Raw genomic sequence first — 25,799 nt, forward strand, 5'->3', positions numbered from 1 at the left:
TTACGGTGAGAAGGCACCCGCCAAGGTTCCGGACTCTCTTCCTGCAAGGGTGCATCGCGCGCTGCCGCCGACGTCAGCGCCGCCCACGACTTCTGCGCGAGGCGTGGCCCACCGGCCTGGGGCACTGCGGCCGGGTCTGCGGCTCGTCGCCGATGCACGAGTGGCCGGACGGGGCCTGAGGGTGAAAGGGGCGGGCACAGTGGTGGGGGTGGACTCGATCCAGGCGTCCGCGTGGGGCGCGTCGAAGAGCACAGCGGTCGAACTGGTCGGCCGAGACAGTGAATTGGCCCTGCTCAGACAGTGTCTCACTGCGCAGCACACCGACGAAGGGACAGCTGTCCTGCTCGTCGCAGAGGCGGGCATCGGCAAGACCGTGTTGCTGGACGCGACGACCGCCCACGCCGCGCAGGCCGGGACGCGAGTCCTGCGGGTGCGCGGCACCCAGGGGGAGGCCGACCTCGCCTTCGCCGGCCTGCACCAACTGCTGCGGCCGGTCCTCTCCCGCGCCCATGCCCTGCCTCCGCGGCAGAAGCACGCGCTGGAGGCGGCGTTCGGCCTGGAGGACGACGAAGAACAGGCCGCCCACACCCCCGACAGGCTGCTGCTGGGCCTGGCCACCCTCACCCTGCTGTCCGACCTCGCCACCGAGACGCCCCTGCTGATCGTGGTCGACGACGCGCACTGGGTCGACTCCGGCTCGCTCGACGCCCTGTCGTTCCTGGCACGCCGGTTGGACGGTGAAGCCATCGGCATCCTCGCCGCGTGCCGGCCCGAGGTCCTGCCGGAGTCCCTCTGTCAGGCCATGCGCGCCGTCGCCCTGGCCCCGCTAGACGAACCGGCCGCCCATGCGCTGCTTGACGCCCAGCCCACTCCTCCCGCGGGACGCCACCGCGCCCGCATCCTGGAGTATGCGCACGGAAATCCGCTCGCCCTCGTCGAACTGGCCCGCTGCACCGATCCCGAGCAGCTCGGCGCGGCCCCGTTGCCGATCAACCGCCGTTTGGAGGGCCTGTACGCGGCCCAGCTCGCCATGCTGCCTCCCACAACCCGCAACGTGCTGCTGATCGCTGCAGCCGCCGACGCCCCGGACCTGTCCATCGTCCTGGGCGTCGAACCCGACGCCGCCGATCCGGTGACCTGGCAGCCTGCCGAACAGGCGGACCTGATCCACATCAGCGGCAGCACCATCACCTTCCGCCATCCACTGATCCGGTCGGCGGTCTATCAGGCGGCGAGCCAGCCTGAACGCCGGCAGGCCCATCTGACCCTGGCCGAAGCCCTCAGCCAGGACTTCGACCGCAGGGCCTGGCACCTCGCGGCGGCCGCCTTCGGCCCCGACGACGACGCCGCGACGGCCCTGGAAAAGACCGCCGAACGGGCCGTCGGCCGGGGAGCGACGGAATCCGCCGCAGCCGCCCTGGAACGTGCCGCGGCCCTGAGCACCACCGCTGTTCAGCAGGCGGAACGGCTGATCAAGGCCGCCAACGTCCTGGCCGTCGACGACCATGTCGAACGTGCCGAGCGGCTCGCCGCCCGCGCCGCCGACACCTCCGTGGACGAGGGCCTGCGCCGGCAGGCCGAGATGCTGCGCGGCTGGGCACTGTCGGCCGGCCTGCGCCAGGGCGAAGCCTTCACCCACCTGATGGCCACCGCACGGTCCCTCACCAAGACCGCCCCTGAAGCCGCCCTGCAAGCACTCGCCGTCGGCGCCGCCGTCGCGAACCACGCCGGAGACGACACCTTCCGTCGAGAGGTCGATGCGGCACTGGACCGCATGCCCCACGCCTGCGGGTTACCCCGGCTGTGGGTGCGCACGGCCATCGATCCCCTGGCCTGCCGCACCGACGCGCTGGCCGCCGTCCGCGAAGCCCTCGCCCCCCGCCCGCCGGGCAGCCCCCCGCACAGTCCGAGGGAGCGGATCTGGCTGTCCGGGATGGCCTGGCTGCTCGACGAGACTGCCGCCGCACTTCACTTCGGCCGTAATTGCAACCCGCTGGCGCGCGACCGGCCGGAGTTCCGCAACCGCCAGATGGCCCTCACCTACGGCTGGGCCAGCCTCGAACACGGCTGGTGGCTCCAGACCCGCGCCGTCATCGACGAGGCCACCGCTGCTGCGGACACCCGGCCCCTCGGCCGCGCCGAGGTGTACGTGATGACGCTGGAGGCCACCTTGTGCGCCCTGCAGGGCGACACCGACCAGACCCACCACCTCGCAGGACAGGTCTTCGACCTCACCGGCGACGAGGTGGTGAACCAGATCCGGGCACGCACCCACTGGGCCGTCGGCCTCGCCTTCGCCGCAACCGACGACCACGCCGCCGCCTTCACCTCACTACGCCGCCTGTTCCGCCCCGACGGCACCCCCCTGCATTTCCACGCCTCTCCCTACGCCGTCGCCGACCTCGCCCAGGCCGCTGTACGAAGCGGCCACACCGATGATGCGCGCGTCATCCTCACCAACCTGCTGGACACCCTCCCCCGTTCGCGCTCCGCCCGGCTCGACGGACGCCTTCGGCACGCCCAGGCGCTCCTCGACAACACCGGCCGCGCCGACGACCTCTTCCGTTCGGCCCTGGCCGGCGACCGACTCGCGCCCTGGCCCTTCGAGCACGCCCAGACCTGTCTCGCCCACGGTCGATGGCTGCGCCGCAACGGCCGTATCAACGACGCCCGCGCACCCCTCACTCACGCTCTGGAGATCTTCCAGCGTCTGGGCGCCACACCCTGGACCAGCCGCACCGCCACCGAACTGCGTGCCGCCGGCGTCACTCGCGACACCCCGGCAGTCCACGCGCTGGGCGAACTGTCCGCACAACAGCAGCAGATCGTCCACCTGGCCGCCCAGGGCATGACCAACCGGGAAATCGGCGAGCGCCTCTTCCTCTCACCCCGCACCGTCAGCCACCACCTGTATCGGGTGTTCCCCAAGCTCGGCATCGCCTCCCGCCACCAACTCCGTGACCTCGTCGGGGACGACAGCTCCGCCGACTGACGTTCCGACACCTCCGCAGGGGGACCCGACGGCCGCTGCGCGGTTGCGGGACGTGTGTTCAGCCTGCCCGCGGGACAGGTCGTGCAGACCCGAAGCGGCCCCTGCCGGCTGACCGGCGACCGGCGACCGGTTCTCCGTACCGGCCGGCAGTGGGCGAGCCCCGTACCGACACGCGGCCCGGAGTGTGAGCTGCCCTGGCTGATGATGCGCTGCTCAGGGTCGGTGCAGCGGCCGTGCCGTACGCCTCCTGGGCGGTCGATCCGAGGGGACGTCCCTGGTCAGGCGGTGTCTGTCCGTGCAGAAACAGTCACGTGACAGACGCGAGCTGCGGGCTGCTCGTTCCAGGCTGTGAGGGTCCGGTCGGAGAAGTGAAGCGGGACGGGTCCGCTCGTGCCGGCCGGTCGGCGCGACCGGTTCCCCTTCCGCTGTTCTGAAGACGAGGAGGGCTCACATGGCCCCCAGTACGGTGCCCGTGGTGCTCATCCACGGGCTGTGGATCCACCCGGCGAGCTGGCAGAGCTGGATCGAACTCCTGGAGGAGGCCGGCTACGACCCGATCGCGCCGGGCTGGCCAGGTGTGGCCGACACCCCGGAGGAGACCCGGGCGCACCCGGCGGCCACCGCCGGTTTCGGGATCACCGACATCGCCGACCACTATGCCCGCATCATCGCCGACCTGCCGGTGAAGCCCGTGGTGATCGGGCATTCCTTCGGCGGCCTGATCGCACAGAACCTGCTGGGCAGGGAGCTGGTCGGGGCCGCGGTCGCGATCGACCCGGCGCCCATCAAGGGCGTGCTGCCGGTCCCGGTCTCCACACTGCGCTCGTCGTTCGTGGCGCTGGGCAATCCGGGCAACCGCTCCAAGGCCGTCTCGCTGAACGCCAAGCAGTTCCGCTACGCGTTCGGCAACGCCCTGCCCGCCGACGAGTCGGACGACCTGTACGCACGCTGGGCCGTCCCGGGACCGGCCCGGCCGCTGTTCGAGGCCGCGTTCGCCAACTTCAGCCCGTCCTCGCCCGCGCGGGTCGCCACCACCAACAGCGCGCGCGGCCCGCTGCTGTTCGTCTCCGGAGGCAAGGACCACATCGTGCCCCCGGCGGTGGTGCGGTCGGCGGCGAAGCAGTACCGGCACTCGACGGCCGTGACGGAGATCCGTGAGTTCCCCGACCGGGGCCACTCCCTGACCCTCGACCACGGCTGGCGCGAGGTCGCGGACGCGGCCGTGTCCTGGCTGGACAAGAACCGCCCCGCCTGACGATCCCGGGCGCGGCCCACCGCGACGGCCGCGCCGCGAAGCGGCTCGGCGGCGACCTCGCGAAGGCGCCGACCGAGACCGCCGTACGCCCTTGCTCGCACCCACTGTGCTGACCTGATCCGGAGGAAACACGTGTCCGTCCCTTCTTCCCCTTCCCGGCGCTCGGCGCTGGCGTTCGCCGCCGCCGCGGCGACGGCCGGCGCGGCCATGGCGGTCACTCCGCTGGCCGACGCGGTCGCCGCCACCCGCTCCACCGGCGGCGGAAACCGGCCGATGATCGTGCTGGTCCACGGCGCGTGGGCCGACGCGTCCGGCTGGAGCACGGTGGTAGGTCACCTTCAGGACGCCGGATACCCGGTGATCGCCCCCGCCGTCCCACTGAGAGGACTCTCCTCGGACGCCGCCTACCTCGCCAAGCTGCTGGAGGTGACACCGGGCCCGCTGGTGCTGGTCGGCCACTCCTACGGCGGCGCGGTCATCACCCAGGCCGCTGCCGGCAACGACCGTGTGCGGGCGCTGGTGTACGTGGCCGCCTTCATCCCCGACGCCGGTGAGAGCGCGGCGGCGCTCGCGGCGAAGTTCCCCGGCTCGCACCTGAGTGACGACCCGACCGCGCCGATCCCGACCGCGCTGCAGCCGGTGCCCTACGACGGCGGCATCGACCTGTACCTCAAGGCCGAGAAGTTCCGCGACGTCTTCCTCAGCAACCGGCTGTCGACACAGCGTGCCGCCGTGCTCGCGGCCACACAGCGTCCGGCGAGCACGATCGCGCTGGGCGAGCCCGCGCAGGCGGCTACCTGGAAGGCCGTACCGTCCTACGCGCTCGTCGCCCGCGCGGACCGCACCATCCCGCCCGCCGCCGAACGCTTCATGGCCACCCGCGCCGGTGCGCACACCGTGGAGGCCGACGCCCCGCACGCCGTCCACCTCACCCACCCCGAGACCGTCGTCCGGCTCATCCGCCGCGCAGCGAAGGAGACCAGCTGACATGCCGTACATCACCGTCGGCGAGGAAAACAGCGCCCCCATCGAGCTGTACTACGAGGACCACGGCAGCGGTCAGCCGGTCGTCCTCATCCACGGCTACCCGCTGGACGGCCACTCGTGGGAGAAGCAGCTACCCGCCCTGCTGGACGCCGGGCACCGGGTCATCACGTACGACCGACGCGGCTTCGGCCGCTCCTCCCAGGCCGCCACGGGCTACGACTACGACACCTTCGCCGCCGACCTCGACCGGTTGCTGACCACCCTGGACCTCACCGACGCCGTGCTGGTGGGTTTCTCCATGGGCACCGGTGAGGTTGGGCGTTACCTGGGCACCTACGGCTCGCGGCGGATTGCCAAGGCGGTGTTCCTGGCGTCGCTGGAGCCGTTCCTGCTCAAGAGAGACGACAACCCCACGGGCGTCGACCAAGCGGTGTTCGACGGCATCCTGGAGGCGGTCACCACCGACCGCTACGCCTACTTCACCGGCTTCTTCCAGGCGTTCTACAACCTCGACGACACCCTCGGCGAGCGGATCAGCAACGAGGCGGTGAGCGCGAGCTGGTCGGTGGCGGCCGGGTCGTCGGCCATCGCGTCGGTGGCGTGCGTGCCGACCTGGCTGACCGACTTCCGCGCCGACGTGGCCCGCATCGACGTCCCCGCGCTGATCGTGCACGGCACCGCCGACCGGATCCTTCCCGTCGACGCGACCGGCCGCCCCTTTCACGCCCTGCTGCCGTCCGCGGAGTACGTGGAGATCGACGGGGCGCCGCACGGGCTGCTCTGGACGCACGCGGCGGAGGTCAACGCCGCCTTGCTGGCCTTCCTCGCCAAGTAGCCACCGGCCGTGAGCGGCACAGGTCAGTTGCCGGGCCAGCCGGCGAGAGCCTGGTCGGCGACGCGGTGCAGGTCCTCGCGGCCCGCGCCGCCGGCGGCCTGCACCGAGATGCCCTGGCCCACGGCGGTCAGGTAGCGGGCCAGTGCATCGGCATCGGCCGACTTGGGCAGGTCCCCCTCGCGTTGCGCGCGCTCGAACCGTTCCCGCAGCGTGCCCACTCCGGCCTCGCGGCGGGCGGCGAGGTCGGCGCGGGCCGGTTCGCCCTCGGGCCCGCAGGCGAGGGCGGACTGCACCAGCAGACAGCCGCGCGGGCAGCCGGGCGTGGTGTAGGCATCCGCACAGCCGTGCAGCATCGTCTCGGCGACCTGGCGGGCCGTGGGCTGGTCGAGGGCTTCGGCGACAAATGCGCCGGGGCCTGCGAGGTAGCGGTCAACGGCCTTGCGGAACAGCTCCTCCTTGTTGCCGTAGGCGGCGTAGACGCTGCGCCGGTTGATGCCCATGGTCTCGGTGAGTTCGTTCAGCGAGGCGCCTTCGTAGCCCTCGGCCCAGAACAGGCGCATCGCTTTGTCGAGGGCCTCGTCGGTGTCGAAGGAGCGGGGCCGTCCTGTCCTGGCCATCCAAGCCTCCCGAAAAGAAGTCCGCCGCCGCGGAATGGATCGGTCGTGGCCCGTGTTCCAGCCACCACGACATAGTAACCGAACGGTTCGGAATTATGGATGTCGGAACGGAGACCACCAGTCATGACCACCCAGCTCGCAGACGCGGCCACCGCTACCGCTCACACGCCTCTCACCGGAAAGGTCGCCCTGGTGACGGGCGGCTCACGGGGGATCGGCGCCGCGATCGTGCGCCGCCTGGCCGCCGACGGCGCTGCCGTCGCCTTCACCTACTCCAGCGCCAAGGACACCGCCGAAGCCCTCGCCGAAGAGATCACCCAGCAGGGCGGCAGCGCGCTCGCGATCCAGGCGGACAGCGCGGACGAGGACGCCGTACGCGCCGCGATCACCGAGACGGTCCAGCACCTTGGAGCCTTGGACATCCTGGTGAACAACGCGGGCGTCGCCCACGTCGCACCGTTGGAGGAGTTCCCGTTGGAGGAGTTCGACCGCATGATCGCGGTCAACGTGCGTGGCGTGTTCACCGCCATCCAGGCCGCCGCCCCCCTCCTCGGCCGGGGCGGGCGGATCATCACCATCGGCAGCATCAACGCCGACCGCATCCCGGTGCCGGGCGTGGGCGTGTACTCCCTGACCAAGGCCGCTGTTGCCGGCCTTACCCGGGGCCTGGCCCGCGAGCTCGGTCCGCGCGGCATCACTGTCAACACCGTGCAGCCCGGCCCCACCGAGACCGACATGAACCCTGATGCCGGCCCGTTCGCCGAGTCCATGAAGCAGCTCATGCCGCTCGGCCACTACGCCCAGCCCGCCGACATCGCCAGCGCGGTCGCCTACCTCGCCCGCCCCGAAGCCCGGTTCATCACCGGCACCAGCTGGGACGTCGACGGCGGCTTCGCCGTCTGACCCACCCGTGCAGCAGCCGGGCGGGATTCCCCCGGCCCCGCCCGGCGCCCTCCACCCGCCATCACTTCTCATCCCCCCTCAGGGAGCACGTCATGTCCATCGGAATCATCGGAGCCGGAGCCATCGGCACGGCCCTCGCCGAGCGCCTCGTAGCCGCCGGAGAGAACGTTCTCATCAGCAACAGCCGCGGGCCCGACACCCTCGCAGGACTGGTCGGCGCGACCGGCCCCGGCCTGACCGCCGTGACGGTCAAGGAAGCCGCCGCGCAGGACGTCGTCGTCCTGGCCGTGCCCTGGAAGCGGCTGAAGGACGCCGTCGGCGCCACCGGTCTCACCGACTGGGAGGGCCGCATCGTCATCGACACCACCAACCCCCTCGGCCCGCCCGACTTCAAGGTCGCGAACCTCGGCGGGCGCACCTCCAGCGAGGTCGTCGCCGACCTCGTCCCCGGCGCCAGGCTCGTCAAAGCCTTCAACACCCTGCCGCCCCACGTCCTGGGCGCCAACCCCCGCTCCGGAAGCGGACGCCGGGTGATCTTCCTGTCCGGTGACGACGCGGGCGCCAACGACCGCATCACCCGCCTGATCGAGCGCGCCGGATGGGCCGCGGTCGACCTCGGCCCGCTGGCCGAGGGCGGCCGTCTGCAGCAGTTCCCCGGAGGCCCGCTGCCCACCCTGAGCCTGCTGAAGGAGAACTGACGTGAGCGACAGCCTCTGGTTCCTCGGCGGCACCGTCGAGGTGAAGCTCCCCGGCCACGCGGCCCAGGGCCGGGCCGCCCAGCTGGAATTCCACGACCCCGAAGAGCAGTCGCCACCCCTGCACGTCCACACCCAGGAGGACGAGATCTGGGCCGTCCTGGAAGGCGAGATCACCTTCTTCGTCGGCGATGAGCAGTACGACCTCAGCGCGGGCGACGTCGCCTTCGGCCCGCGCGGCGTCCCGCACAGCTACGTCGTCCGCAGCCCCACCTCGCGCATGCTCGTCACCTTCGCCCCCGCCGGCATCGAGGAATGGTTCACCCGCAACGGCACCCCGGTCGCCACCGCCGGCGAACTCCCCCCGCCCTTCGACCTGGACGCCGCGATCAGCAGCGCGGGCGAGTACGGCCTGAAGGTCGTCGGCCCGCCCCCAGTCCGCGTCCCACGCGCGAGCGACACCATCCCCAGCGGCAGCGCCGACCCGGAGGAACTGCGGGCCTGGAACCGGGGCATCCAAGAGGAGTTCCGCGCGAACGGCGGCAAGGTCGGGGGCGTCTTCAAGGGCGCCGACATGGCTCTGCTGACTACCACCGGCGCCAAGTCGGGCCACCCGGCCACGACCCCGATCACCTACTACCGCGACGGCGACCGCATCCTGCTCATCGCCTCCAACTTCGGCCGTACTAAGCACCCGGCTTGGTACCACAACGTGCGCAAGAACCCGACCGTCACCCTGGAGATCGACACCGAGACCCTCACCGCCCGCGCCACCTTCACCGAAGGTGACGAACGCGACCGGCTCTTCGCCGAGGTGGTAGCGCGGCAGCCGGGGTACGCCGAGTACCAGAAGCACATCGACCGGGTGATCCCCGTCGTTGCCTTCGACGTCCTTCAGAGGCGGCCCTGATGCCGAAAGCCATTCGCTTCAGTCGTTATGGCGGCCCCAACGTTCTGGAGGTCGTGGACGTCGATCGGCCCGCCCCGGGACCGGGAGAGGTGGTCGTGGCCGTGGAAACGGCCGCGATCAACCCTGGCGAGATCAGCATCCGCGAGGGTGTCTTCGCCGACATGTGGCCTGCCCGCTTCCCCGAAGGGCAGGGCAACGACTACGCAGGCGTGGTGCACGCAGTCGGGCCGGGCGTGGAAGCCTTCCAGCCCGGCGATCAGGTCATGGGCTTCCAACCGCGCGCCGCACAGGCCGAGTTCGTCCGCACCGGCGCCGACCGGCTCGCCCGCAAGCCTGCGACGCTGGGATGGCCGCAGGCAGCAGTTGTTCCGGGAGTCGGGGCCACCGCCTACGCCGAGGTGGAAGCCCTCGCACTGTCCGAGGCCGACACCGTGGTCGTCTCCGCGGGTGCCGGCGGCGTGGGCTCGATCGCCGTGCAACTCGCCCGCCTGAAGGGCGCCACCGTCCTGGCCACGGGAAGCATCAGCAGCTTTCCGTTCCTGGAATCCCTGGGCGCGATCCCGATCGAGTACGGCGACGGCCTGCCCGAGCGCATCCGTAAAGCGGTATCGGGGTCCGTGACCGCCTATCTCGACCACTTCGGACGCGGCAACGTCGCGACGGCACTGGACCTGGGCGTCCCACCGTCGAGGATCAACACCCTCGCCGACGGGACTGCTGTCGCCGGCTACGGCGTCCGCACCATCGGACAGGCCGAGGCAGACACCCCAGAGGTCTGGGAACAGCTCGCAGCGATGGCCGTAGCAGGGAACCTGGTCTTCCCGATCGACTCCATCTACCCACTCACCGACGTACGCTCCGCCTACAACAAGCTCACCAAGCGCCACACGCGAGGGAAGATCGTCCTGACCATGAGCCGGGCCGTGCAGCCCACACTGGCCGTCACGCCGCCGCCGTAGTCAGCCGACTCACTGTGGGGAGTCCGCACTCGGGGCTGACACCGCTGGAGCTGTCGCCTGGTCTGCGGCTGAGCGCAAGGGTCAGGAGGGCCGCCCTAGGCTCTGGTCATGACTACGACACCGGCGGATCCGCATGGCCAGGAAGCGACCTTGGAGCTGCTGAACAGCGAGCTGGCGTCGAGGCTGACTCGCCAGTCGGATTCCTTGGCGAAGATCGACACGAAAGCGGTCTTCTTGATCGGGTTCGCTGCGACTGCTGCTCAGTTCCTGGCGACGCATAGGCACCAGCCTGTCTTGACCTACTTGGCCTTCGCCGCATACGCGCTCGCCTTGGCAGCTGGCATGCAGACGTTTCGCGTGGCTGATCATAGGGATCTTGAAGCGCGGCCGTTGCTGGATGCCCACGCTGGTTTGCCCAAGGGGCAGGCGTTGGCCGCGTTGGCGGCGGCCCGTGTAGTGATCTTTGAAAGGAACCAGGAGCGGGAACGGCGGAAGGCCAAATGGTGGGCGATCAGTCTGTGGTCACTTGTTGTCGGGCTTGTCCTGTCCACTGCCGCACTCGTGATGCACGATTGAACTCATGAGCGACGACCAGAACGCAGGAGCGGGACACACCTCTCCCCCTCCGGCACCAGCCCCAGCCCCGCCGACGCAACCGCAGTCGAGCTTCACGGACACCCACTTCAACCCCGCCCTGGTGGGGACCGAGAAGAAGAGCGACACCCCCACCCTCAACAAGGCGGTACAGCCGCCCGGTGCCACAGAGAAGCGCTGACAGCAGGGCGTACCGGAATAGCTACTGGTACGCCCTTTCCGCGTTGTGGCTCAGGGCGACGCACAGGCGGGTTTGAGCGCTCAGCAGAGACGGCCGCTTCCTTCGGGACGCGGAAGTCACTCACGCATTCACCAAGAACCACGAAAGGCCCGGTCCACACAGCGGACCGGGCCTTTCTTGCGTGCCGTTCTGACACCTGGTCGTGCCTGACCGATCTACGGCTGCTGGGCTATTAGGGCTGGAGCAGAGCGATCTCGATGGCCAGAGCGCCGAAGGCTTCCTTCTGGGGTGGGTAGATGGCGCGGATGTTGGCCAGTTGCTCGTCGCGGGTGGCGGTCGGGTTGACGTTGGCCGCCCCCTCGCCGTCGAGCAGGGCCTCGAAGTCGGCGTACTCAGTGACTCTGATGACCCTGACTTCGCAGGTCTCGTCGCTGCCCTTGATGCGGAAACGGATCGTGTCGCCGGCGGCGAGGTCGGCGAGGTGCGGGTATCTCACCCGTACCTCGATGGTCTTCGTGCCTGCGGCAACGAGACCGAAGTACTGGCGGTAGAGGTTGAGCTCGCGGACGCGGGCGGTGGTGTCGGTCATGGCGCGGGAACGCTCCTGGGCGCTGGGGCGATCATCATGCGGCCGATCTCGGCTGCGGAGTACGAGCGGAAGAAGTGGCGGGGGTCGGACAGCATCATTTCAGTCAGGGCCAGCAGTTGGTCGGCGTACTCAGTGACGTTGCCGGGCCACTGCCGGGTGTCGAGCATCCAGTCCGCCGCGCCTGTCGGCAAGGTGGCGTGTCCTTCGCGGATCAGGGACTTGGAGAGTTTGGCGCCGGTGTCGGTGACGACCTGGGGGCAGAACAGGCGGGCGGGGAGCTGGGCGCGGGTGAGGCCAACGGCTTGGAGGGCCTCGTCGATGAGGAGGGAACCGAAGATCCAGTCGCCGCCCTTGACCATGACGTGCAAGGTGCCGCCCTCCCGCGGGTTGGTCAGAGCTAGTTCCTTGACGAGGTTGCGGTACAGGGTGGCCAGGTCGAGGTAGGCGCCGGCGGTGGGTGTGATGTCGGCCCGGTAGGGGCCGTGGTGCAGGCAGACGGCAGCGACGGTGGCTGTGCCGCGGTCGGTGAGGTGTACGCGGGTGCGCTCGGCGTGTTTCTCGGCCCAGCCGCAGCCGGGCTGGGGGCAGGGGACACGGAGGTGCGGGGTGCCCGTGGAGGGGGAGAGCCACCAGCGGGCGGCGTCGAGGCGGGGGAGCAGTCGCAGCCAGGTGTGGCGGAAGTGCTCGTCGGCCTGCTGCTGGGTGTAGGTCTCGATGCGGTACGGGATGCCCAGTCGTCGGGACAGGGTGGTGAACAGGGGCTGGTAGAGGGCGTCGACGAGGTCGGTGGCGGGCTGTGTGTCGGCGGCCTGGGCATACGCCCGCTGGTAGTGGTGACCGCTGACCGGGTCGGTGGCCAGCTGGTACGGGGCGTTGTCGAGAGCGCTGAACAGGACCTCGGTTCGGATGCCGAAGCGGTCGCGCAGGCGGGCGGCCATTGCGAAGGCCAGGGACTGCACGAGGGAGGTGCCGATGTGCGGGGCGCCGTTGATCTGAGTGCCGACGACGAGCACGATCCGCGCCGGCGGAGTGGCCAGGATGCGCGGGGTCAGCACGTCCTCGGTGCGGAGCAGGGCGTTGGCCAGGACGGTGTTCGGGGAGAGGGGGTGGGTCGTCACGGATGTCCCCTTGCGGTCGGGTCGGAACGGGGGGCGCGTGGTCGTGGCCTAGTGGGCGTCGGCCACGTACGGGTGTTGGAGCGCGGCGCGCAGGATGTCCGGGTCGGTGAGGGTGTCGTCGTCCGGCAGCTCGCACCAGCCGCCGAACCAGTCGTCCATCAGCTCCAGGCCGGGTGCCACGAGCCATGCGTTGCTGGAGAGGTGCCGGACCGGCAGGTCGTCCCATCGGTCGGCGGTGCCGGTCTGGATCGCGTAGTAGAGGCGTTCGTTGGGGCCGTCGTAGAGCACCGGGCCGATCGAGGCGCCGATGGCGCGGAGGTGGGCCAGGGCCAGGAAACCGATCTCCGCGGACGTTCGTACGAGGTCCCACTCGTCGCCGACTTGCAGCATGCGCAGTCCGGGAATGTCGCCGACCATCGGGGCGCGGCGCAGCGCGGTGCGTACGGACATCAGGTGCCTCCCTGTTGCTGGAGGCGGAAGCTGCGCTCGCTGCCTGCCGACGGCCTCGCGGAACGAACAACGATTAGACGGACGCCGGTTGCTGTTATCTGCCGCTTCCGCTCAGCGGCGACGGGCCTGGGGCCGAGATGGCCGAGCGCGGGCACCAGGACGCCGTAGGCGTCGGGCAGTTCGAGGACGTCGAGAAGACCGACGAAGGCGGGGGCACGGATGGCGACTGCCGGCTCGCGGTCGGTGAACACGCCGCACAGGGTCAGTTCGTGGCTGCGGCAGTACTCGGTGAGGCAGCCGGCGAGTGCCGTGTGGCGGGCTGTCCCTCCGGCGATGTGGCGCAGGTAGCCGAAGACGCGCGGGCCGGTGACCGGTCGGAGTTCGGTGATGGGTTCGTCGTCCATGACCAAGAGCGTCGGCCGTTGCGAACGGCCTTGAAATGACCTGCTGTTGTACTTCCGTTGCACTTCGAGCCCCACGTGGTCACCGAGAGTGCTTCCATACGTGGCGGAGGGAGGCGATCCGTGGTCAGCGTGCAGCAGTGGAGTGGCCAGGAGGCGAGCGCCCTGCGTGCCGCGCTACGCATGAGCACCCGCGCCTTCGCCGAACACCTCGGCGTCGCCCTGCGCACGGTGGCCAAATGGGAGAGCCTGGGCACCGAAACAAACCCCCGGCCCGATACTCAGGCCATCCTCGACACCGCGCTCGCCCGCGCCGACTCCGCCGCCCACGCCCGGCTCGAAGCGCTGCTGTTCCCGGAGCGGAAGAGCGCGCGGCCGGCGGACTACGAGACGTGGACCGAGGACATCGAGCGGGCCGTGGTCTGCGTGAGCCGCCAGAACTTCCCCTTCGCCTCGACGCTGCTCAACCGATGGCTGGGCAGACACGATCCCCGGGATCTCGACGACAAGGGCCTTTACCTGTACGGGCGTTCACTGGTGTTGCTCGGGGATGTGCAGCGAGACCAGGGAGCGATTCTCGGTCCGCTCTCCGCCCGCCAGTCGTACCTCACCGCGCGCTTCATGTTCTGTGAACTCGACATCCCGCGCCGGGTGGCCCAGATCGAGCTGTCCCTGGCCGTGGTGCAGGAGATGTCCGGCCAACTGGAAGCCTCCGCCCGCCACTACGAGCAGCTTGCCCGGGACGAGCGACTGAGCCGGCGCGACCGGGCGCGTGCTCGGCTGTGGGTGGGTACGGCGCTCAGCAAGGAGGGTGACAACGACTACGCCACCGAGGTCATGACGGCCGCCACCTGCGAGTTCGAGGCCCTCGGCGAGCCGGAGGACTGGTCCGTGGCACACCAGAAGCTGGCCCTGGCCCACCGCGGCGCCGGCCACCTTGACCAGGCCCTGCACTACATCGACATCGCCCGTACAACCGGCACGGTCGACTCCCCGATGCAGCGCGTGCGGTTGGACACCGCCTACGGGCACATCCTTCTGTCGGATGCGGCGACCCGCAATGATGGGCTGTCCGTCCTCGACCAGGCGGCACAGGTGGCCCAGCAGTTCGGGCTGAGCCACCAGCTGCGCAGCATCGAGGGCATCCGAAAGGGCCAGCAAGGATGAGCCAGGGAGTGCCAGTGCCGCAGCACCAGCAGCGCCAGATCACCGACGAGCAGTTCCACGACGCGACGCTGATCTGGAACTACCACCAGATGGGCCACGAGCAGCGGCCCTGTTCGGCAGCTATCGGTCTCGGCAGCCACGACCTGGGCGTCGCGACCACGGCCGCCGACCTCTACCGTGCCGGCCTCTTCCCCGTTGTGGTGTTCAGCGGCGGCAACAGCCCCACCACCCGGGCGCGTTTCCCCCGCGGGGAGGCCGTGCACTACCGGGAACATGCGTTGAGCCTGGGGGTGCCGGACGAGGCGATCCTCGTGGAGTCGAAGGCCGTGAACACCGGCCAGAACATCACGTTCTCAAGGGAGTTGCTGACCGAGGCCGACGCCCAGGTGGACTCCCTGCTGCTGATTTCTAAGCCGTACATGGAGCGCCGCTCCTACGCGACTTGCCGCAAGCTGTGGCCGGAGGCCGAGGTCATCTGTGCCTCCGAGCCACTGGAGTTGGACGACTACATCAAGTCCATCGGCGACGAGAAGCTCGTCGTCGACATGGTCGTCGGCGACCTGCAGCGGGTGATCGAGTACCCGAAGCTCGGCTTCGCCGTCGAGCAGGACGTACCGGGGGATGTGCATGACGCTTACGAGCGCCTTCTGCGGGCCGGATTCGACAGCCGCCTCATCGGCGCCTGACCCGCCACCGGGCGGGGTGTGCGCGATCCACCAGCCGAACCTCTTCCCGAGGCTGTCCACGCTGGCCAAGCTCTATGCCGCCGACCGGTGGATCGTCCTGGACGACGTCCAGTTCGCGCGCCGCGACTACCAGCACCGCGCCCGCCTCGCCGATCTGGACGAGCCCGCACGCCAGCAGTGGCTCACACTCCCCACGCATCTTCCCCAGGGGCGCTCGACGTTGATCAGCCAGGCGCGGCTCGTCGACCCCCAGCGCTCGCGCAGAACGGTCCATCTGCTCGTGCGCCAGTACTACGGCCGAAGTCCCTACTGGAAAGCCGTGTCCGATGTCCTCGACGCGGTCTTGGACATGCTCGACACCTCTGACCGCCTGGCCGACGTCGCGAAAAGATCGACGATTGCCCTGCTCACGGTCCTTGGCTGGGCAGGGGACGTGTTGAACAGCAGCGAGATCCCGACCCGCCCAGGGCGCTCCGAGCGCCTGGCGGATCTCGCGGCAGCCACCAGCAGCACCCACTACCTGTGCGGCACTGGCGGGCTGCGCTATCTCGACGCCGACGCCTTCGATGCCCACGGCATTCCCGTGCTGCGCTTCCACACCCCTGTGGATGACTTGCGCTGGCTGTGGGCCCGCCGAGCCAGCAGCCTCTGGGCGCTAAGCGCGGTCGGCCCCGGTGAACTGGCGAGCCAACTCGCCGCCCCTCGGATCGCGCCAGGTTACTCAGGAAACGAGAGGAGCGTTTCCTGAGTAAACGCTCGAACGGTTCACTCAGGAAGCGCCCGCAACGCCTGTTCCGGTTCGGAACGGGCGTTGCGCTCGCCGCAACGGCTCCGATGATCGTTCGCCAGGCCCAGGTCTCCCACTGACTTAGCCCCTCGGCCTCGGCGCGGGGGCTCTTCGTATGTCCGGAATCATCGCGCCCTGCGGGGTTGATCGTCTCGGCCCGCCAAGGGGTGGGTGACGCGGCGGTTGCCCGGGTCCGCAGTGGAGACGCGTGCGGGCATCGCGGTGGCGTCGGCGGGCAGGTCGGCCATGCGGCGCAGCCGCCACACCAGGACGTCGGTGATCGAGTCCGCGGTCGCGAGCTCCCGCCGTTCAGCGGCTTCGGCCAGGAGCCCGGCCGGGTCGTGTCCGGCTGCTTCGGCGTCGGCGAGCGTGGCGGCCAGCGCAAACCAGCCCGGCTCGGCCAGAGCCTGTTCCGCCAGCTCCGGCACTGCCTGGCGGAGGTAAGCGGCCTGTCTCTGACGAAGCGGTTGGGACAGGTGCCGACCTCGCTGGTACAGCACTGCCAGCGAGATGACGGCGGCGGCCTGGTAGGCAGCGCGTAGGTGCTCGGCGGCCTGGCGGGCGGCTGCGGCCTGCTGGGCGTGGTTCTTCTTGGCGTGCCAGTGGGCGGCGGCTGTGACGAGGAAGAACACCATGTCGATCACCATGGCGGTGGTGGCGCCGTCTTCCCCACGGCCGAGGGCGGGGCCGCTGCGGACGAGGTCGCGGGCGGCCTGACGCAGGGCGCGGTCGTGCCCGCGCGCGGCTTGGACGTGGGAGCGGGTGGCCCTCTCGAACATGAAGGCTGCCTCGCGCAGTTCGGTGCGGGTGTGGGCGGCGGAGGTCTTGGCGAGCGCGTCCAGGACCTCTCCGGCGGCGGCGATGTGCGCGGCCACCTGGGCGTCCTCACCGCGGTCGATGACCAGCATCGCCTGCCACGCGGCTGTGGCCGTTCGGCGTCGAGCCGTTGCTGGGCCGCTCGGTGCCCGGGTGGACGGCGTGTCGGTGTCCTGGCTGGAGGTGCCGTTGGAGAAGCGTTTGCGGATGCGGGGCAGGGACAGGTCGGGGGCGAGGGTGGAACCGGCGTAATAGACCGGCTCCTTGTTCCCGTTGCGATCGTCGGGCAGGGCGACCTTGTACCCCTGCAAGTCGCCGGACGGCAGCACCTTGGTACGCACGAGAAGTCCGGCGTTTCTGAGGCGGTCGAGGAACTCCTCCTCACTGCTCGCGCCGGCCACCGCGCGGCGCACGGTCTCGCGCAGTTCCTCGCGGGCGGTGCGGTCCCGGCCTTCGCGTTCGGCCTTGTGCCGTTCGGCGCTGGTGGGTGGCTTGGCGGCGGTGCCGTCCCCGGTCGGGACGCGGCGCAGGTCGTAATCGACTTCGACGCGGCGGCACTCGGCCTGGGCGCGGCGGGCCTCGTTGTGCAGGCGGGGCCGACGGCCGTCGTCACGTACGAGCGTGGCGATGATGTGGATGTGATCGTCGGCGTGCCGGACGGCCGCCCACCGGCAGGCGGCTTCGTCGCCCTCGGGAGCGATGCCGGTGGCGGCGACCATGCGGCGGGCGATGGCCGCCCAGTCCGTGTCGGACAGGACCGGGTCCTCAGGGGCAGCCCGCACCGACAGGTGCCATACGTGCTTCTCAGGGCGCTTGCCGGCGGGCAGGGCGTTGACGGGCTGGTCGAGCAGGCGCTGGAGCTGTTCGTAGGTGGCCTTCGGATCACGGCCGGGGTCGGGGGTGAGCGGGTCGAAGGCGGCCACCAGGTGCGGGTCGATGTGCTCCTCTTTGGTGCCGGGCCCGTAGAGGTAGCGGATCAGGCCGATCGTTTCGCTGCCGCGGTTGTGGATGCTGGGAATCACTCAGGGGCACCGCCGTCGCGGTGGGCGAGCAGGGCATCGGCGGCGTCCTCCATGCGGCGGGCGGCGTTGCCGACAGCCTCGGCCGCCGCGTCCAGGTGGGGTGCGTCGGCGCCTGAGTTGAGGGCCTTGGCGACCTGGTTGAACAAGCCGTGGATGCGGCCGAGGTGCCGGCGGGCGGCGAACAGCTCGTTGATGACTTCCCGTTCCGCCGCGATCTCGGCGGCGGTGCGGTTCAGGTCGCGGGCGGCCTTGTCGGCGGCGTAGGCAAGGAAGGCGGCGTTGGACATCTGGCAGTGGGCGGCGGCGTCGGTGAATCGCTTGAACTCGGTGTCGTTCATACGGCAGCTGGGCTGCTTCAGTCGCTTGCGGGACTTCGGCAGACGAGCACGCTGACGTCTGGTCGACACGGACTCGGCCTGCCGCCTCCCTGCCTGCTGCGGTCCGCCCTCGGCCGCAGCCTGACGGTCCGGTGCCCCCTGGCGCCGGGCTGTTCCCGCCACCCCAGGGGTGGGAACTCCGGAAGCATCGCTTCCGGTACAACTTGCTGCGCTGTTCAGGCCGGTGGTCATCTCCCCTTCGGGTGCAGGGAGTTCGTTCGGGTCGTGCATGGGTCGGTTCTCCGTGGGTGCTGTTGCCGGGTGCTTTGCTGTGCGCAATCCCCGTGCCCCGGGCTTGTCTGCCTGGGGCACGGGGTGAGCTGGAAGGGAGGGGCGGTCGGTGTCTTTGCGGGGCTCAGGTGGTGGCGACGGGGGCTGCGCCGCGCTGCCTCTGGCGCTCGGAGGCGGCTTCGTCGCGTCCGTCGGGAGGCTCGGTCTCGGAGCCGTCATGGGCGGCGGGATCTGGCCGGTCGGTGCGCTCGGTCTGCAGCTGGTCGCGCAGGGTGCGAGCGCGGGTCTGGCTGATCCTGAGTTCGTTGCGCAGACGCTCGGCGGTCAGCCGGTCTGGGCTCCAGTCGGCGGTCAGGCGTCGGGCTTCGTCGAGGACTTCTGTGTTGGTGCGGGTGCGGTCGGCGGCCGACTTGGTGGTGGAGGGGATCCGACCGGTCGCACGGCGTGGGGCGGCTCCGCTCGACTCAACCGTGGCGGCCGACCGGAGCGGTCGGGCAGAGCGGGCCGCCTGGTCGGCCTCGGTCGGCTTGGTCACGGGCGTCTTGGCGGCCTTTGCGGGGGCCGACTCGGTCGGCGGCTCGGGGGCCGATCGGGCCTGGTCAGAGGTCGACCGTGCGGCCTGCTCGTCGCCCTGCCGACCAACCGCTTCGGCAGAGTCGGCCGACTCGGGGTTGTGGTGCAGCACCTTCGCCACGAGGTCCGATCCGAAGTAGATCGACCCGACCGGGAGCGACGTGGCCAGCAGTACGAGGGCCCAGTTCGCCGGATCCCAGTCGGTCAGTCGGCCCCACCGGGCCGGCGTGGTGTGCAGGGCTGGGGTCAGGCCGTGTACGTAGTTCAGCAGGAGGCTGGCGATCGTGTAGGTCGCCAGGACCCGCAGGGCGAACTTCCGGTCGGCATCGGGCAGCACGAGCGTGGCGATCAGCGCGAGGGCCATCAGCCCGTCGACCACGATCGGGTAGAACAGGGCGGCGGTGGCGTCGGCGCCGATGGCGCGGGCCACGTCGGACAAGGCGTTCCACGAGACCCGGAAGGCCATGAGGACCACAGCCATTAGACCGAGGACGAGGGTGAATCGTGCACCGCGGTTCGGGCGATGACTCCCAGCTCGTACGTCTGCGCGTCGGTAGAGAGCTCGGAGCCGGGCGAAGGGGGAGCGATGGCTGTCGGCGGTGGGGATGGCGACCGGAGCTATCGGGGTGGGGGAGGGCAAGTCAGATATCTCCAGGGTGGGCGTAGGCGGGCATGAGGTGAGGTCTCCGAGGAAGCCGTCCGGGCATGGCATCGGTGCTGCCGACGGGCGGTGAAGGTGGGATTCGGGTGCGCCGGAGGGGCCGTTGGTCAGGCGCCGGCGCCGATACGACAGCGCGTCGGTCACGCGGCTTCCTGCCGGGCCAGCTTTGCCACGGCGAGGTCCACGCGGGTGGGGTGCGGCGTCGTGCGGGGTGCGTTGCCCCGGGCGTGGCCGTCGAGTCCGAGGCGTCGGCTGCGGCAGGGCTCGCCCTTGATGGCGTGGCACCACCGGCACGGGACGCTGAGAGCGTCGGGCTGTCCGGCGGCGACGGCGGCCTCGCGGGCGGCACGCGCGGGCCGGTAGGGGGCGAGTGCCGCGCGGACGGCCGGCGGGATGGACGATCCGATGGCGGCTCGGCGGGCATCGATGCCTGAGTGCGGGCCGCCGGTGAGCTGTCGGTGCGCGGAGGGCGCGGCCATGCCGGTGGCGACGGTGTGCCGTGTGCCGAGGAGTTCGGTGCGCCAGGCGGCGGGGTTGTCCGGGTCGGCGGCCGGGGTGGGATCGGTGTGCCGGTCCAGGCGGTCGCGTCGGTAGGCGCGCCACTTGCGGGCGACGTCCACCGGGAGGATCGGGTACGGGGAGTCCAGGACGTGGGCCCGTATCGCCTCGCGGACGTCCCAGCCGTGATCGGTGGCGAAGGGCACGTCGTGAAGCAGCTCGTGCCACTGGGCGATCTGATCACGGGCATCGCCCGTACCAGTGCGGGCGGCGCGGGGATCGAGGCGGCCGATGTAGGCGAGGACGGCGGCGACTTCGCGTCGGTCCAAAGGCGGGTTACTCCGTTCCGGTCGGTTCGTCGAGGGCGGCGAGAAGGGCGGCCATGTGCGCCTCGGTCCGCGTCATGCCGGTGGTCGAGGTGGGGGTGGGTGTGCCACCGGGCAGGGCGTAGAGGTTCGGGCGACCGGGGGCAGGTGTGCGTTCCCGGGCGATCCACGCGCGCCAGTCGGCGGCCCACGCGTCGGCGGTGCGGGGATCCCACGAGCTTCGGTAGGTGCGCCACTTCGCGTCGGCGGCCTGCAGGGCGTGATCGCCGAGCCGGTCGAGATGCCCGTCGTGCTGGAGCCAGGCGCGGGCGCTGTCGTCGATCTGCCACTCGGTGGCGGAGATGAGCGGGAGAGAGCTGCTGCTGCTCTTACTACCGTTCACCTTCGGTTCTCTTCTGTTCTGGGGGTCGGAATCTGCACCCCCCTCGGGTCGGAATTCGTACCCCCTGGGGGTCGGATTCTGTTCCCCGGGGTCGGATTCCGATCCCCCCGCGAAGGGCTCGGCAGGGTCGGATTCTGACCCCCCGAGGGTCGGATTCCGACCCCCTTGAGGTGCCGGATTCCGGTCCCCCTCCCGGGGCTCATCGGCGAGGAACCGGGCGGCGATTGGGAGGCGGTAGTACGTCTCTCCCCTGGGCCCCTTGCGGTCGGGAAGCTGCACCAGCTCCCCGTCGGCGATCAGCTTGGCGAGCGCATCGCGCACGGCGGTGCGGGAGGCGTTGGCGCGCTTCATGAGGGTGGGCACGGACGCGTAGGCGACGCAGTGCTGGTCGCGGCTCCGGTCGGCGATCAGGGCGAGGACCATGCGGGCGGTGCCCTTGCTGTGGCTGTGGTCCCACACCCATTCGCGGGCGTCGTAGCTCATCGGGCGGCGGCTCCTGGGGGTCAGTGCATGGAGGTGCAGTCGGCCCTTGTCGGGCGGTGCACAGGGAGGGGGTTGGCCCACCGCCCCGGCCGAAGGCGCGGGGGAGGGCTGGTGGCGTCGTATAGCCAAGACAGCCACATCCATGCCGCTCAAGTCCAGCATTCCGCCGAGAAATTCAGACAGCTGACGGCGAACACTTACTGCGAGCTAGGCATTGCCAAAATTATAAACCCGAATCGGCCGCTGCCGAAATAACGGACCGTCAGGTGAAGCCAGAAGCATCACATCGGCAAGCCGTTGACGCGCCGCCCTCGGGGAAGCTACAACACAACACCGCACGTCACAGCATCGATCGACGCATCCGTCCGCGCCCCCATCCCGGCCCCCGGAAACCTCTCCCCGGCGTACGACGCGAGCGCAACATAGCCGACGATCGCCGGTTACCAAAACCGGCGATTGAGCCTTTCAATTGGAGCCATGCCCCCACGCTCATTGGAAATCGGGCCTGCAGGAATGCAGGCGGCCCGTGCCATCGAAATCCTCCGCGCTGAACGCGGCCTGTCACAAAGGCAGTTGGCCGACCGCGTGACAGCCCTCGGCCACCCGATGTCCAACACCATGCTGTCCCGCATCGAGCGCGCCCAGCGCCGATGTGACGTCGACGACCTCATCGCGATCGCCGAGGCCCTTCACGTCCCGGCACCCGCGCTCCTGCCCGGCCGCCCCGCAGTCTGAACCGCCTTCGCCGCGCCGCAGCTCGCCCCATCCCGCACCCGAGTGAGGACTCACCGCCCTTGCGCCTGCCTGCAATACCCCCGGCTCCAGCCTGTCCCCAGCGCCTCTCCGCGACGGAGGTGATCGCGAATGGCTGACCGCCTCCTGACCGTGGCCGAGGCCGGCGAAATGCTCGGCACGGGCGAGCGCTTCGTCCGCCGCCTGATCGCCGAGCGCCGCATCCGCTACGTGAAGCTCGGCCGCCCGGTCCGCGTCCCCGAGAGCGCGATCGCCGAGTACGTCGAGGAGCGCACCGTCGAGCCGGTCCGCCGTGTCCGTACCCGCTACGGGAAGGCTGCCTGATGGCGGGACGCAAGCCGCAGCGGCGGCGCGAGTTCGGCACGACCCGCAAGCTCCCTTCCGGTCGATGGCAGGCCCGCTACATCGGCCCCGACGGGCAGCGGCACACCGCCCCGGAGACGTTCGAGACCAAGTCCGACGCCCAGGAGTGGCTCAACCTCACCCGCGCCGACATCGAGCGCGACGTGTGGCGTGACCCGGACGCGGGCGCGGTCAACTTCGAGAAGTATGCGCTCCGTTGGAAGGAGGAGCGCGGACTGGCCCCCACCACGCTCGACCGCTACGACGGGCTGCTGCGTCTGCACATCCTGCCGACCTTCGGCGGGAAGGACCTGGACGAAATCACCCCGCCGTCCGTCCGCACGTGGCGTGCCGAGCGCCTGAAGGCCACCGGCGCTACCACGGTCGCCAAGTCGTACCGCCTGCTGAAGGCCATCCTCCAGACGGCGGTCGACGACGACCTCCTGCGCAGCAACCCGTGCCGCATCAAGGGCGCCGGCAAGGAGGAGGCCGACGAACGCCCCACCGCGACCATCGAGCAGGTCTTCGACCTCGCCGATGCCATGGGCCCGCGCTGGCGCCTGATGGTGCTGCTCGGCGCCTTCGCCTCCCTGCGCCCGGAGGAGCTGGCCGAACTGCGCCGACGCAGTGTCGATCTCGTCGCATGCTCCCTGCGCGTCACACAGGCGTCCCCGGAGCTCACCAACGGCAGGCGCGTCACCGGCGACCCCAAGACCCGGGCGGGCAAGCGCACGGTCTACCTGCCGGACTTCCTGAAGCCCGAGCTACGCCGCCACTTGCAATGGTTCGCGGAGAAGGAGCCGGACGGTCTCCTCTTCGTCGGCGAGAAGGGCGCCCCGTTCCGCCGCTCCACCTTCGGCCGCAAGTGGCGCAAGGCGCGCACCAAGGTCGGGATGCCGGACAACTTCCGCTTCTACGACCTCCGCCATACCGGCAACACCCTCGCCGCCGACACCGGCGCCAAGTTGAAGGACCTCATGGTCCGCGCTGGGCAGTCCTCGGAGCGGGCTCAGCTGATCTACCAGCACTCGACGGCGAAGCACCAGCGCAGGCTCGCCAAGGGCATCGATGCCGAGGTGCGTCAGCAGTTGAAAGAGCCAGGCACCGAGCGCCGACCCGCCGAAGAGGCGTGACGACGCACATGGGCCGGACGGATCCCAGCCGGATCCGTCCAGCAAGCGACGTGGCGAAAGCCCTTGTAGCACCGGGTGTACCGGCTCGGCCTGCACCATCCCTGTGCGAACCCAACCGACCGCCTTGTGTAGAACTGGTTGCTGTCGTAGAGGCGGGTATCGAGATGGGAAACCCGCGGCCCAGCATCGGCCCGCAACTGGTTCTGCGATCTGGGTCCCGTGAAAGACCCCGGTGGTAGCTGCACGGCCGGTGCATGTTGCCGTTCCGCTTCCCGGAATCGTGCGGTGCCGGAGACAGACCGACGAACGCCGCGAGCCCGTCCCAACTGGTGGGGTCCGTCAGGTTGTTGCCGACTGCGGCGAGGAACTCGGCACTCAACAGCGGACCGATGCTGGCCAACCTGGCATCGATGAGCCGGTCGACCTCGGCGGCCCTGTCCTTAGGGTCTCGACTTCTTGGGTGAGCGTCCGAATGAACTGGACGATCACCTGCGATCCCGTCTCGCACACCAGCCAAGGTCCACGGCCAGGCCCGAGACGGTCTACGTCCGCTGCGTGTGCTGGGCCGGGGCTGACGACTGGCGGCTCGCGATGGCGTGCAGAGCGTCATGACGCGGAGGGGCGTGTCGTTGTGCGGGGGCTGACGGTCAGGCGGAAGCCGACGCCGCGTACTGCTTGGATGGTGAGGGCGTCGCCGAACTTGTGCCGCAGGGCGGAGATGTGGGTGTCGAGGGTCTTGGTGGGGCCGAACCAGTTGGCGTCCCAGACCGAGGACATGATGGTCTCGCGGGTCACCAGTACGTCCGGTTGTGCCGTGAGGAAGGCGAGCAGCGCGAACTCCCTCGGTGCCAAAGGGACTTCGGCCCCGTCGAGGAAGACGCGGTGGGCTGGGCGGTCGAGGACCACCCGGCCGTAGCGGTCGGGTCTGCGTCCGGGCGCGGGCAGGTCGATCACTACCCCGGGTCGGCCGGATTCGAAGGGTTCCGGGGCGGGCGGCGGGGCGCTCGCGCGGCGGCGTTGCACCGCGCGCATGCGGGCGATCAACTCCCGTATCAGGAAGGGCTTGACGAGGTAGTCGTCCGCGCCGAGTTCGAGGCCGACGACCTTGTCGGCCTCACTGTCCCGGGCGCTGATCATGATGAGCGGGACGTCGCTGTCGGCGCGCAACCGTCTGCAGACGTCCAGGCCGTCGATGTCCGGCAGCCCCAGGTCGAGCAGGACCAAGTCCCAGGTTGTCCCAGTGCGCAGGGCTTCTCGTCCGGTGGCGGCCCGGTGCACGGTGTGGCCGTAACGCTTCAGGCCGCGTTCCAGTGGTTCGGCGATGGCAGGGTCGTCCTCGACGAGAAGTACGTGCATGTCGGTTCCTCGCGGTCCGTCATTCGGTGGGGGGCTGGGAGGGAGGGGCCGGCCGGGGGCAGGGGAGGGCCTACGAGTCCGGATTCGTAGGCGAAGATCACGGCTTGGACGCGGGCGCGGGCTCCGATCTTGGTGAGGATTCTGCCGACGTGGGACTTGACGGTGGTCGTGGCGATGGAGAGCTGTGCGGCGATCTCGGCGTTGGACCGGCCGGAGGCGACGGCGGTCAGGACGTCGCGTTCGCGTTCGGTGAGGTCCTCCAGCCGGCCCTTGGGGACCGGGACCGCGGGTCGGGGGCCGTAACGGACGGCGTGGATGAGCGCGCCGGCCAGGCGCGGGGAGGAAGCCGTCGGCTCCGGCGCGCAGCACGTCGTAGGCGTGCTCGTCGCGGTGTGCGGAGCTGAGGACGAGGACGCGGGGCGCCGGTGAGCCGGGGACACGGGTCTGTCGGAGGCGGCGGACGGTCGTGGTGACGCCGGTGGCGGGCAGGCCGCTGCCGAGCAGGACGACGTCCGGTCGCAGGCGTTCGTGCATACGGGCTGTCTCGGCGCCGGTGGTCGCCTCGCCGACGATGGTCAGGCCGTGGCAGGAGCCGAGGAGGGTGCGCAGCCCGAGGCGGTGCAGGGCGTGGGGGTCGGCGAGGAGGACGGTGATCATGCCGGACTGCTCCAGTGTGGGGAGGGGTGTCCACCGGGTGGCGGGAGCGGTGTGCGGTGTGCG

Annotated in this window: 28 protein-coding genes and 2 pseudogenes; 16 read left to right on the forward strand and 14 right to left on the reverse strand. The window is 70.3% G+C overall.

The window, feature by feature from the left end:
- Positions 1-208: 208 nt before the first annotated feature.
- The 4 genes from AC5DRG_RS28505 to AC5DRG_RS28520 all read left to right on the forward strand — a co-directional run bounded on the left by AC5DRG_RS28505 (position 209) and on the right by AC5DRG_RS28520 (position 6,069).
- On the forward strand, positions 209-2,992 hold the full coding sequence (locus AC5DRG_RS28505) for a helix-turn-helix transcriptional regulator (RefSeq protein ID WP_491802297.1): 2,784 nt from the start codon (positions 209-211) through the stop codon (positions 2,990-2,992).
- Between the two features lie 451 nt (positions 2,993-3,443).
- On the forward strand, positions 3,444-4,247 hold the full coding sequence (locus tag AC5DRG_RS28510) for an alpha/beta hydrolase (RefSeq protein WP_491802298.1): 804 nt from the start codon (positions 3,444-3,446) through the stop codon (positions 4,245-4,247).
- A 132-nt stretch (positions 4,248-4,379) separates the two neighbouring features.
- A complete protein-coding gene (locus AC5DRG_RS28515; protein WP_491802299.1) occupies positions 4,380-5,234 on the forward strand; it encodes an alpha/beta fold hydrolase in 855 nt (284 codons plus the stop codon).
- Position 5,235: 1 nt separating this feature from the next.
- On the forward strand, positions 5,236-6,069 hold the full coding sequence (locus AC5DRG_RS28520; RefSeq protein WP_491802300.1) for an alpha/beta fold hydrolase: 834 nt from the start codon (positions 5,236-5,238) through the stop codon (positions 6,067-6,069).
- 23 nt (positions 6,070-6,092) lie between these two features.
- Here AC5DRG_RS28520 and AC5DRG_RS28525 read toward each other — a convergent pair whose 3' ends face one another.
- A complete protein-coding gene (locus AC5DRG_RS28525) occupies positions 6,093-6,686 on the reverse strand; it encodes a TetR/AcrR family transcriptional regulator (RefSeq protein WP_491802301.1) in 594 nt (197 codons plus the stop codon).
- 123 nt (positions 6,687-6,809) lie between these two features.
- On the opposite strand from AC5DRG_RS28525, the gene AC5DRG_RS28530 reads away from it, so the two are divergent.
- The 6 genes from AC5DRG_RS28530 (at position 6,810) to AC5DRG_RS28555 (ending at position 10,928) form a co-directional block, all read left to right on the forward strand.
- Positions 6,810-7,589, forward strand: a complete 780-nt coding sequence (locus tag AC5DRG_RS28530; protein WP_491802302.1) for a 3-oxoacyl-ACP reductase family protein — start codon at positions 6,810-6,812, stop codon at positions 7,587-7,589.
- Positions 7,586-8,287, forward strand: coding sequence for an NADPH-dependent F420 reductase (locus tag AC5DRG_RS28535; protein WP_491813183.1), 702 nt, complete (start codon positions 7,586-7,588; stop codon positions 8,285-8,287). Before AC5DRG_RS28530 ends, AC5DRG_RS28535 begins: the two co-directional genes overlap by 4 nt.
- 1 nt (position 8,288) lies before the next feature.
- Positions 8,289-9,194 carry a nitroreductase/quinone reductase family protein gene (locus AC5DRG_RS28540; RefSeq protein ID WP_491802303.1) on the forward strand — a complete coding sequence of 302 codons (906 nt, stop codon included), beginning with the start codon at positions 8,289-8,291 and terminating at the stop codon, positions 9,192-9,194.
- Positions 9,194-10,153: an NADP-dependent oxidoreductase gene (locus AC5DRG_RS28545; protein ID WP_491802304.1), complete on the forward strand. Its 960-nt coding sequence runs from the start codon at positions 9,194-9,196 to the stop codon at positions 10,151-10,153. The genes AC5DRG_RS28540 and AC5DRG_RS28545 overlap by 1 nt, the downstream gene beginning before the upstream one ends.
- Positions 10,154-10,261: 108 nt before the next feature.
- A complete protein-coding gene (locus AC5DRG_RS28550) occupies positions 10,262-10,729 on the forward strand; it encodes a hypothetical protein (RefSeq protein WP_491802305.1) in 468 nt (155 codons plus the stop codon).
- Positions 10,730-10,733: 4 nt separating this feature from the next.
- Positions 10,734-10,928, forward strand: coding sequence for a hypothetical protein (locus AC5DRG_RS28555; protein ID WP_491802306.1), 195 nt, complete (start codon positions 10,734-10,736; stop codon positions 10,926-10,928).
- Positions 10,929-11,160: 232 nt separating this feature from the next.
- On the opposite strand, the gene AC5DRG_RS28560 is transcribed toward AC5DRG_RS28555, so the two are convergent.
- The 4 genes from AC5DRG_RS28560 to AC5DRG_RS28575 are packed head-to-tail and all read right to left on the reverse strand — an operon-like array spanning position 11,161 to position 13,489.
- Positions 11,161-11,517, reverse strand: coding sequence for an ASCH domain-containing protein (locus AC5DRG_RS28560; protein WP_491802307.1), 357 nt, complete (start codon positions 11,515-11,517; stop codon positions 11,161-11,163).
- The gene (locus AC5DRG_RS28565) at positions 11,514-12,635 is read right to left on the reverse strand and encodes a hypothetical protein (protein ID WP_491802308.1); all 1,122 of its coding nucleotides are present in this window, start codon (positions 12,633-12,635) and stop codon (positions 11,514-11,516) included. The genes AC5DRG_RS28560 and AC5DRG_RS28565 overlap by 4 nt, the downstream gene beginning before the upstream one ends.
- Before the next feature lie 48 nt (positions 12,636-12,683).
- Positions 12,684-13,085, reverse strand: coding sequence for a hypothetical protein (locus AC5DRG_RS28570; RefSeq protein WP_491802309.1), 402 nt, complete (start codon positions 13,083-13,085; stop codon positions 12,684-12,686).
- Entirely contained in the window at positions 13,085-13,489 is a 405-nt protein-coding gene (locus AC5DRG_RS28575) for a recombinase family protein (RefSeq protein ID WP_491802310.1), read from the reverse strand. Before AC5DRG_RS28575 ends, AC5DRG_RS28570 begins: the two co-directional genes overlap by 1 nt.
- Before the next feature lie 120 nt (positions 13,490-13,609).
- Between AC5DRG_RS28575 and AC5DRG_RS28580 the strand changes: the two genes are divergently transcribed.
- The 3 genes from AC5DRG_RS28580 to AC5DRG_RS28590 are packed head-to-tail and all read left to right on the forward strand — an operon-like array spanning position 13,610 to position 16,087.
- Entirely contained in the window at positions 13,610-14,653 is a 1,044-nt protein-coding gene (locus tag AC5DRG_RS28580) for a hypothetical protein (protein ID WP_491802311.1), read from the forward strand.
- Entirely contained in the window at positions 14,650-15,339 is a 690-nt protein-coding gene (locus tag AC5DRG_RS28585) for a YdcF family protein (RefSeq protein ID WP_491802312.1), read from the forward strand. Before AC5DRG_RS28580 ends, AC5DRG_RS28585 begins: the two co-directional genes overlap by 4 nt.
- A 16-nt stretch (positions 15,340-15,355) precedes the next feature.
- Complete coding sequence (locus AC5DRG_RS28590; RefSeq protein WP_491813184.1) at positions 15,356-16,087, forward strand: WbqC family protein; 732 nt, start codon at positions 15,356-15,358, stop codon at positions 16,085-16,087.
- A 164-nt stretch (positions 16,088-16,251) separates the two neighbouring features.
- Here the strand turns inward: AC5DRG_RS28590 and AC5DRG_RS28595 are convergent, their stop codons facing one another.
- The 5 genes from AC5DRG_RS28595 to AC5DRG_RS28615 form a co-directional block, all read right to left on the reverse strand.
- A complete protein-coding gene (locus AC5DRG_RS28595) occupies positions 16,252-17,964 on the reverse strand; it encodes a relaxase/mobilization nuclease domain-containing protein (protein ID WP_491802313.1) in 1,713 nt (570 codons plus the stop codon).
- The gene (locus tag AC5DRG_RS28600) at positions 17,961-18,302 is read right to left on the reverse strand and encodes a plasmid mobilization relaxosome protein MobC (protein WP_491802314.1); all 342 of its coding nucleotides are present in this window, start codon (positions 18,300-18,302) and stop codon (positions 17,961-17,963) included. Before AC5DRG_RS28600 ends, AC5DRG_RS28595 begins: the two co-directional genes overlap by 4 nt.
- A 394-nt stretch (positions 18,303-18,696) precedes the next feature.
- A complete protein-coding gene (locus AC5DRG_RS28605; RefSeq protein ID WP_491802315.1) occupies positions 18,697-19,626 on the reverse strand; it encodes a DUF2637 domain-containing protein in 930 nt (309 codons plus the stop codon).
- A 320-nt stretch (positions 19,627-19,946) separates the two neighbouring features.
- Positions 19,947-20,633, reverse strand: a complete 687-nt coding sequence (locus tag AC5DRG_RS28610) for a zinc finger domain-containing protein (protein ID WP_491802316.1) — start codon at positions 20,631-20,633, stop codon at positions 19,947-19,949.
- Between the two features lie 7 nt (positions 20,634-20,640).
- Positions 20,641-21,495 carry a helix-turn-helix domain-containing protein gene (locus tag AC5DRG_RS28615; RefSeq protein WP_491802317.1) on the reverse strand — a complete coding sequence of 285 codons (855 nt, stop codon included), beginning with the start codon at positions 21,493-21,495 and terminating at the stop codon, positions 20,641-20,643.
- Positions 21,496-21,972: 477 nt separating this feature from the next.
- Between AC5DRG_RS28615 and AC5DRG_RS28620 the strand changes: the two genes are divergently transcribed.
- From AC5DRG_RS28620 to AC5DRG_RS28630, 3 genes are all read left to right on the forward strand, one after another.
- Complete coding sequence (locus tag AC5DRG_RS28620) at positions 21,973-22,230, forward strand: helix-turn-helix domain-containing protein (RefSeq protein ID WP_060904833.1); 258 nt, start codon at positions 21,973-21,975, stop codon at positions 22,228-22,230.
- 129 nt (positions 22,231-22,359) lie between these two features.
- Entirely contained in the window at positions 22,360-22,572 is a 213-nt protein-coding gene (locus AC5DRG_RS28625; protein ID WP_491802318.1) for a helix-turn-helix domain-containing protein, read from the forward strand.
- The gene (locus AC5DRG_RS28630; protein WP_491802319.1) at positions 22,572-23,723 is read left to right on the forward strand and encodes a tyrosine-type recombinase/integrase; all 1,152 of its coding nucleotides are present in this window, start codon (positions 22,572-22,574) and stop codon (positions 23,721-23,723) included. Before AC5DRG_RS28625 ends, AC5DRG_RS28630 begins: the two co-directional genes overlap by 1 nt.
- 247 nt (positions 23,724-23,970) lie before the next feature.
- Here the strand turns inward: AC5DRG_RS28630 and AC5DRG_RS28635 are convergent.
- The 4 genes and pseudogenes from AC5DRG_RS28635 to AC5DRG_RS28650 all read right to left on the reverse strand — a co-directional run.
- Positions 23,971-24,333, reverse strand: a pseudogene (locus tag AC5DRG_RS28635) (transposase); the annotation flags it as partial.
- The gene (locus AC5DRG_RS28640) at positions 24,330-25,079 is read right to left on the reverse strand and encodes a response regulator transcription factor (RefSeq protein ID WP_491813185.1); all 750 of its coding nucleotides are present in this window, start codon (positions 25,077-25,079) and stop codon (positions 24,330-24,332) included. The gene AC5DRG_RS28640 and the pseudogene AC5DRG_RS28635, both read right to left, overlap by 4 nt.
- Positions 25,019-25,519, reverse strand: coding sequence for a response regulator transcription factor (locus AC5DRG_RS28645; protein WP_491813186.1), 501 nt, complete (start codon positions 25,517-25,519; stop codon positions 25,019-25,021). The genes AC5DRG_RS28640 and AC5DRG_RS28645 overlap by 61 nt, the downstream gene beginning before the upstream one ends.
- Positions 25,473-25,736, reverse strand: a pseudogene (locus AC5DRG_RS28650) (response regulator); the annotation flags it as partial. The gene AC5DRG_RS28645 and the pseudogene AC5DRG_RS28650, both read right to left, overlap by 47 nt.
- Positions 25,737-25,799: the final 63 nt, after the last annotated feature.

Source organism: Streptomyces sp. JLBG701, from assembly GCF_058544905.1.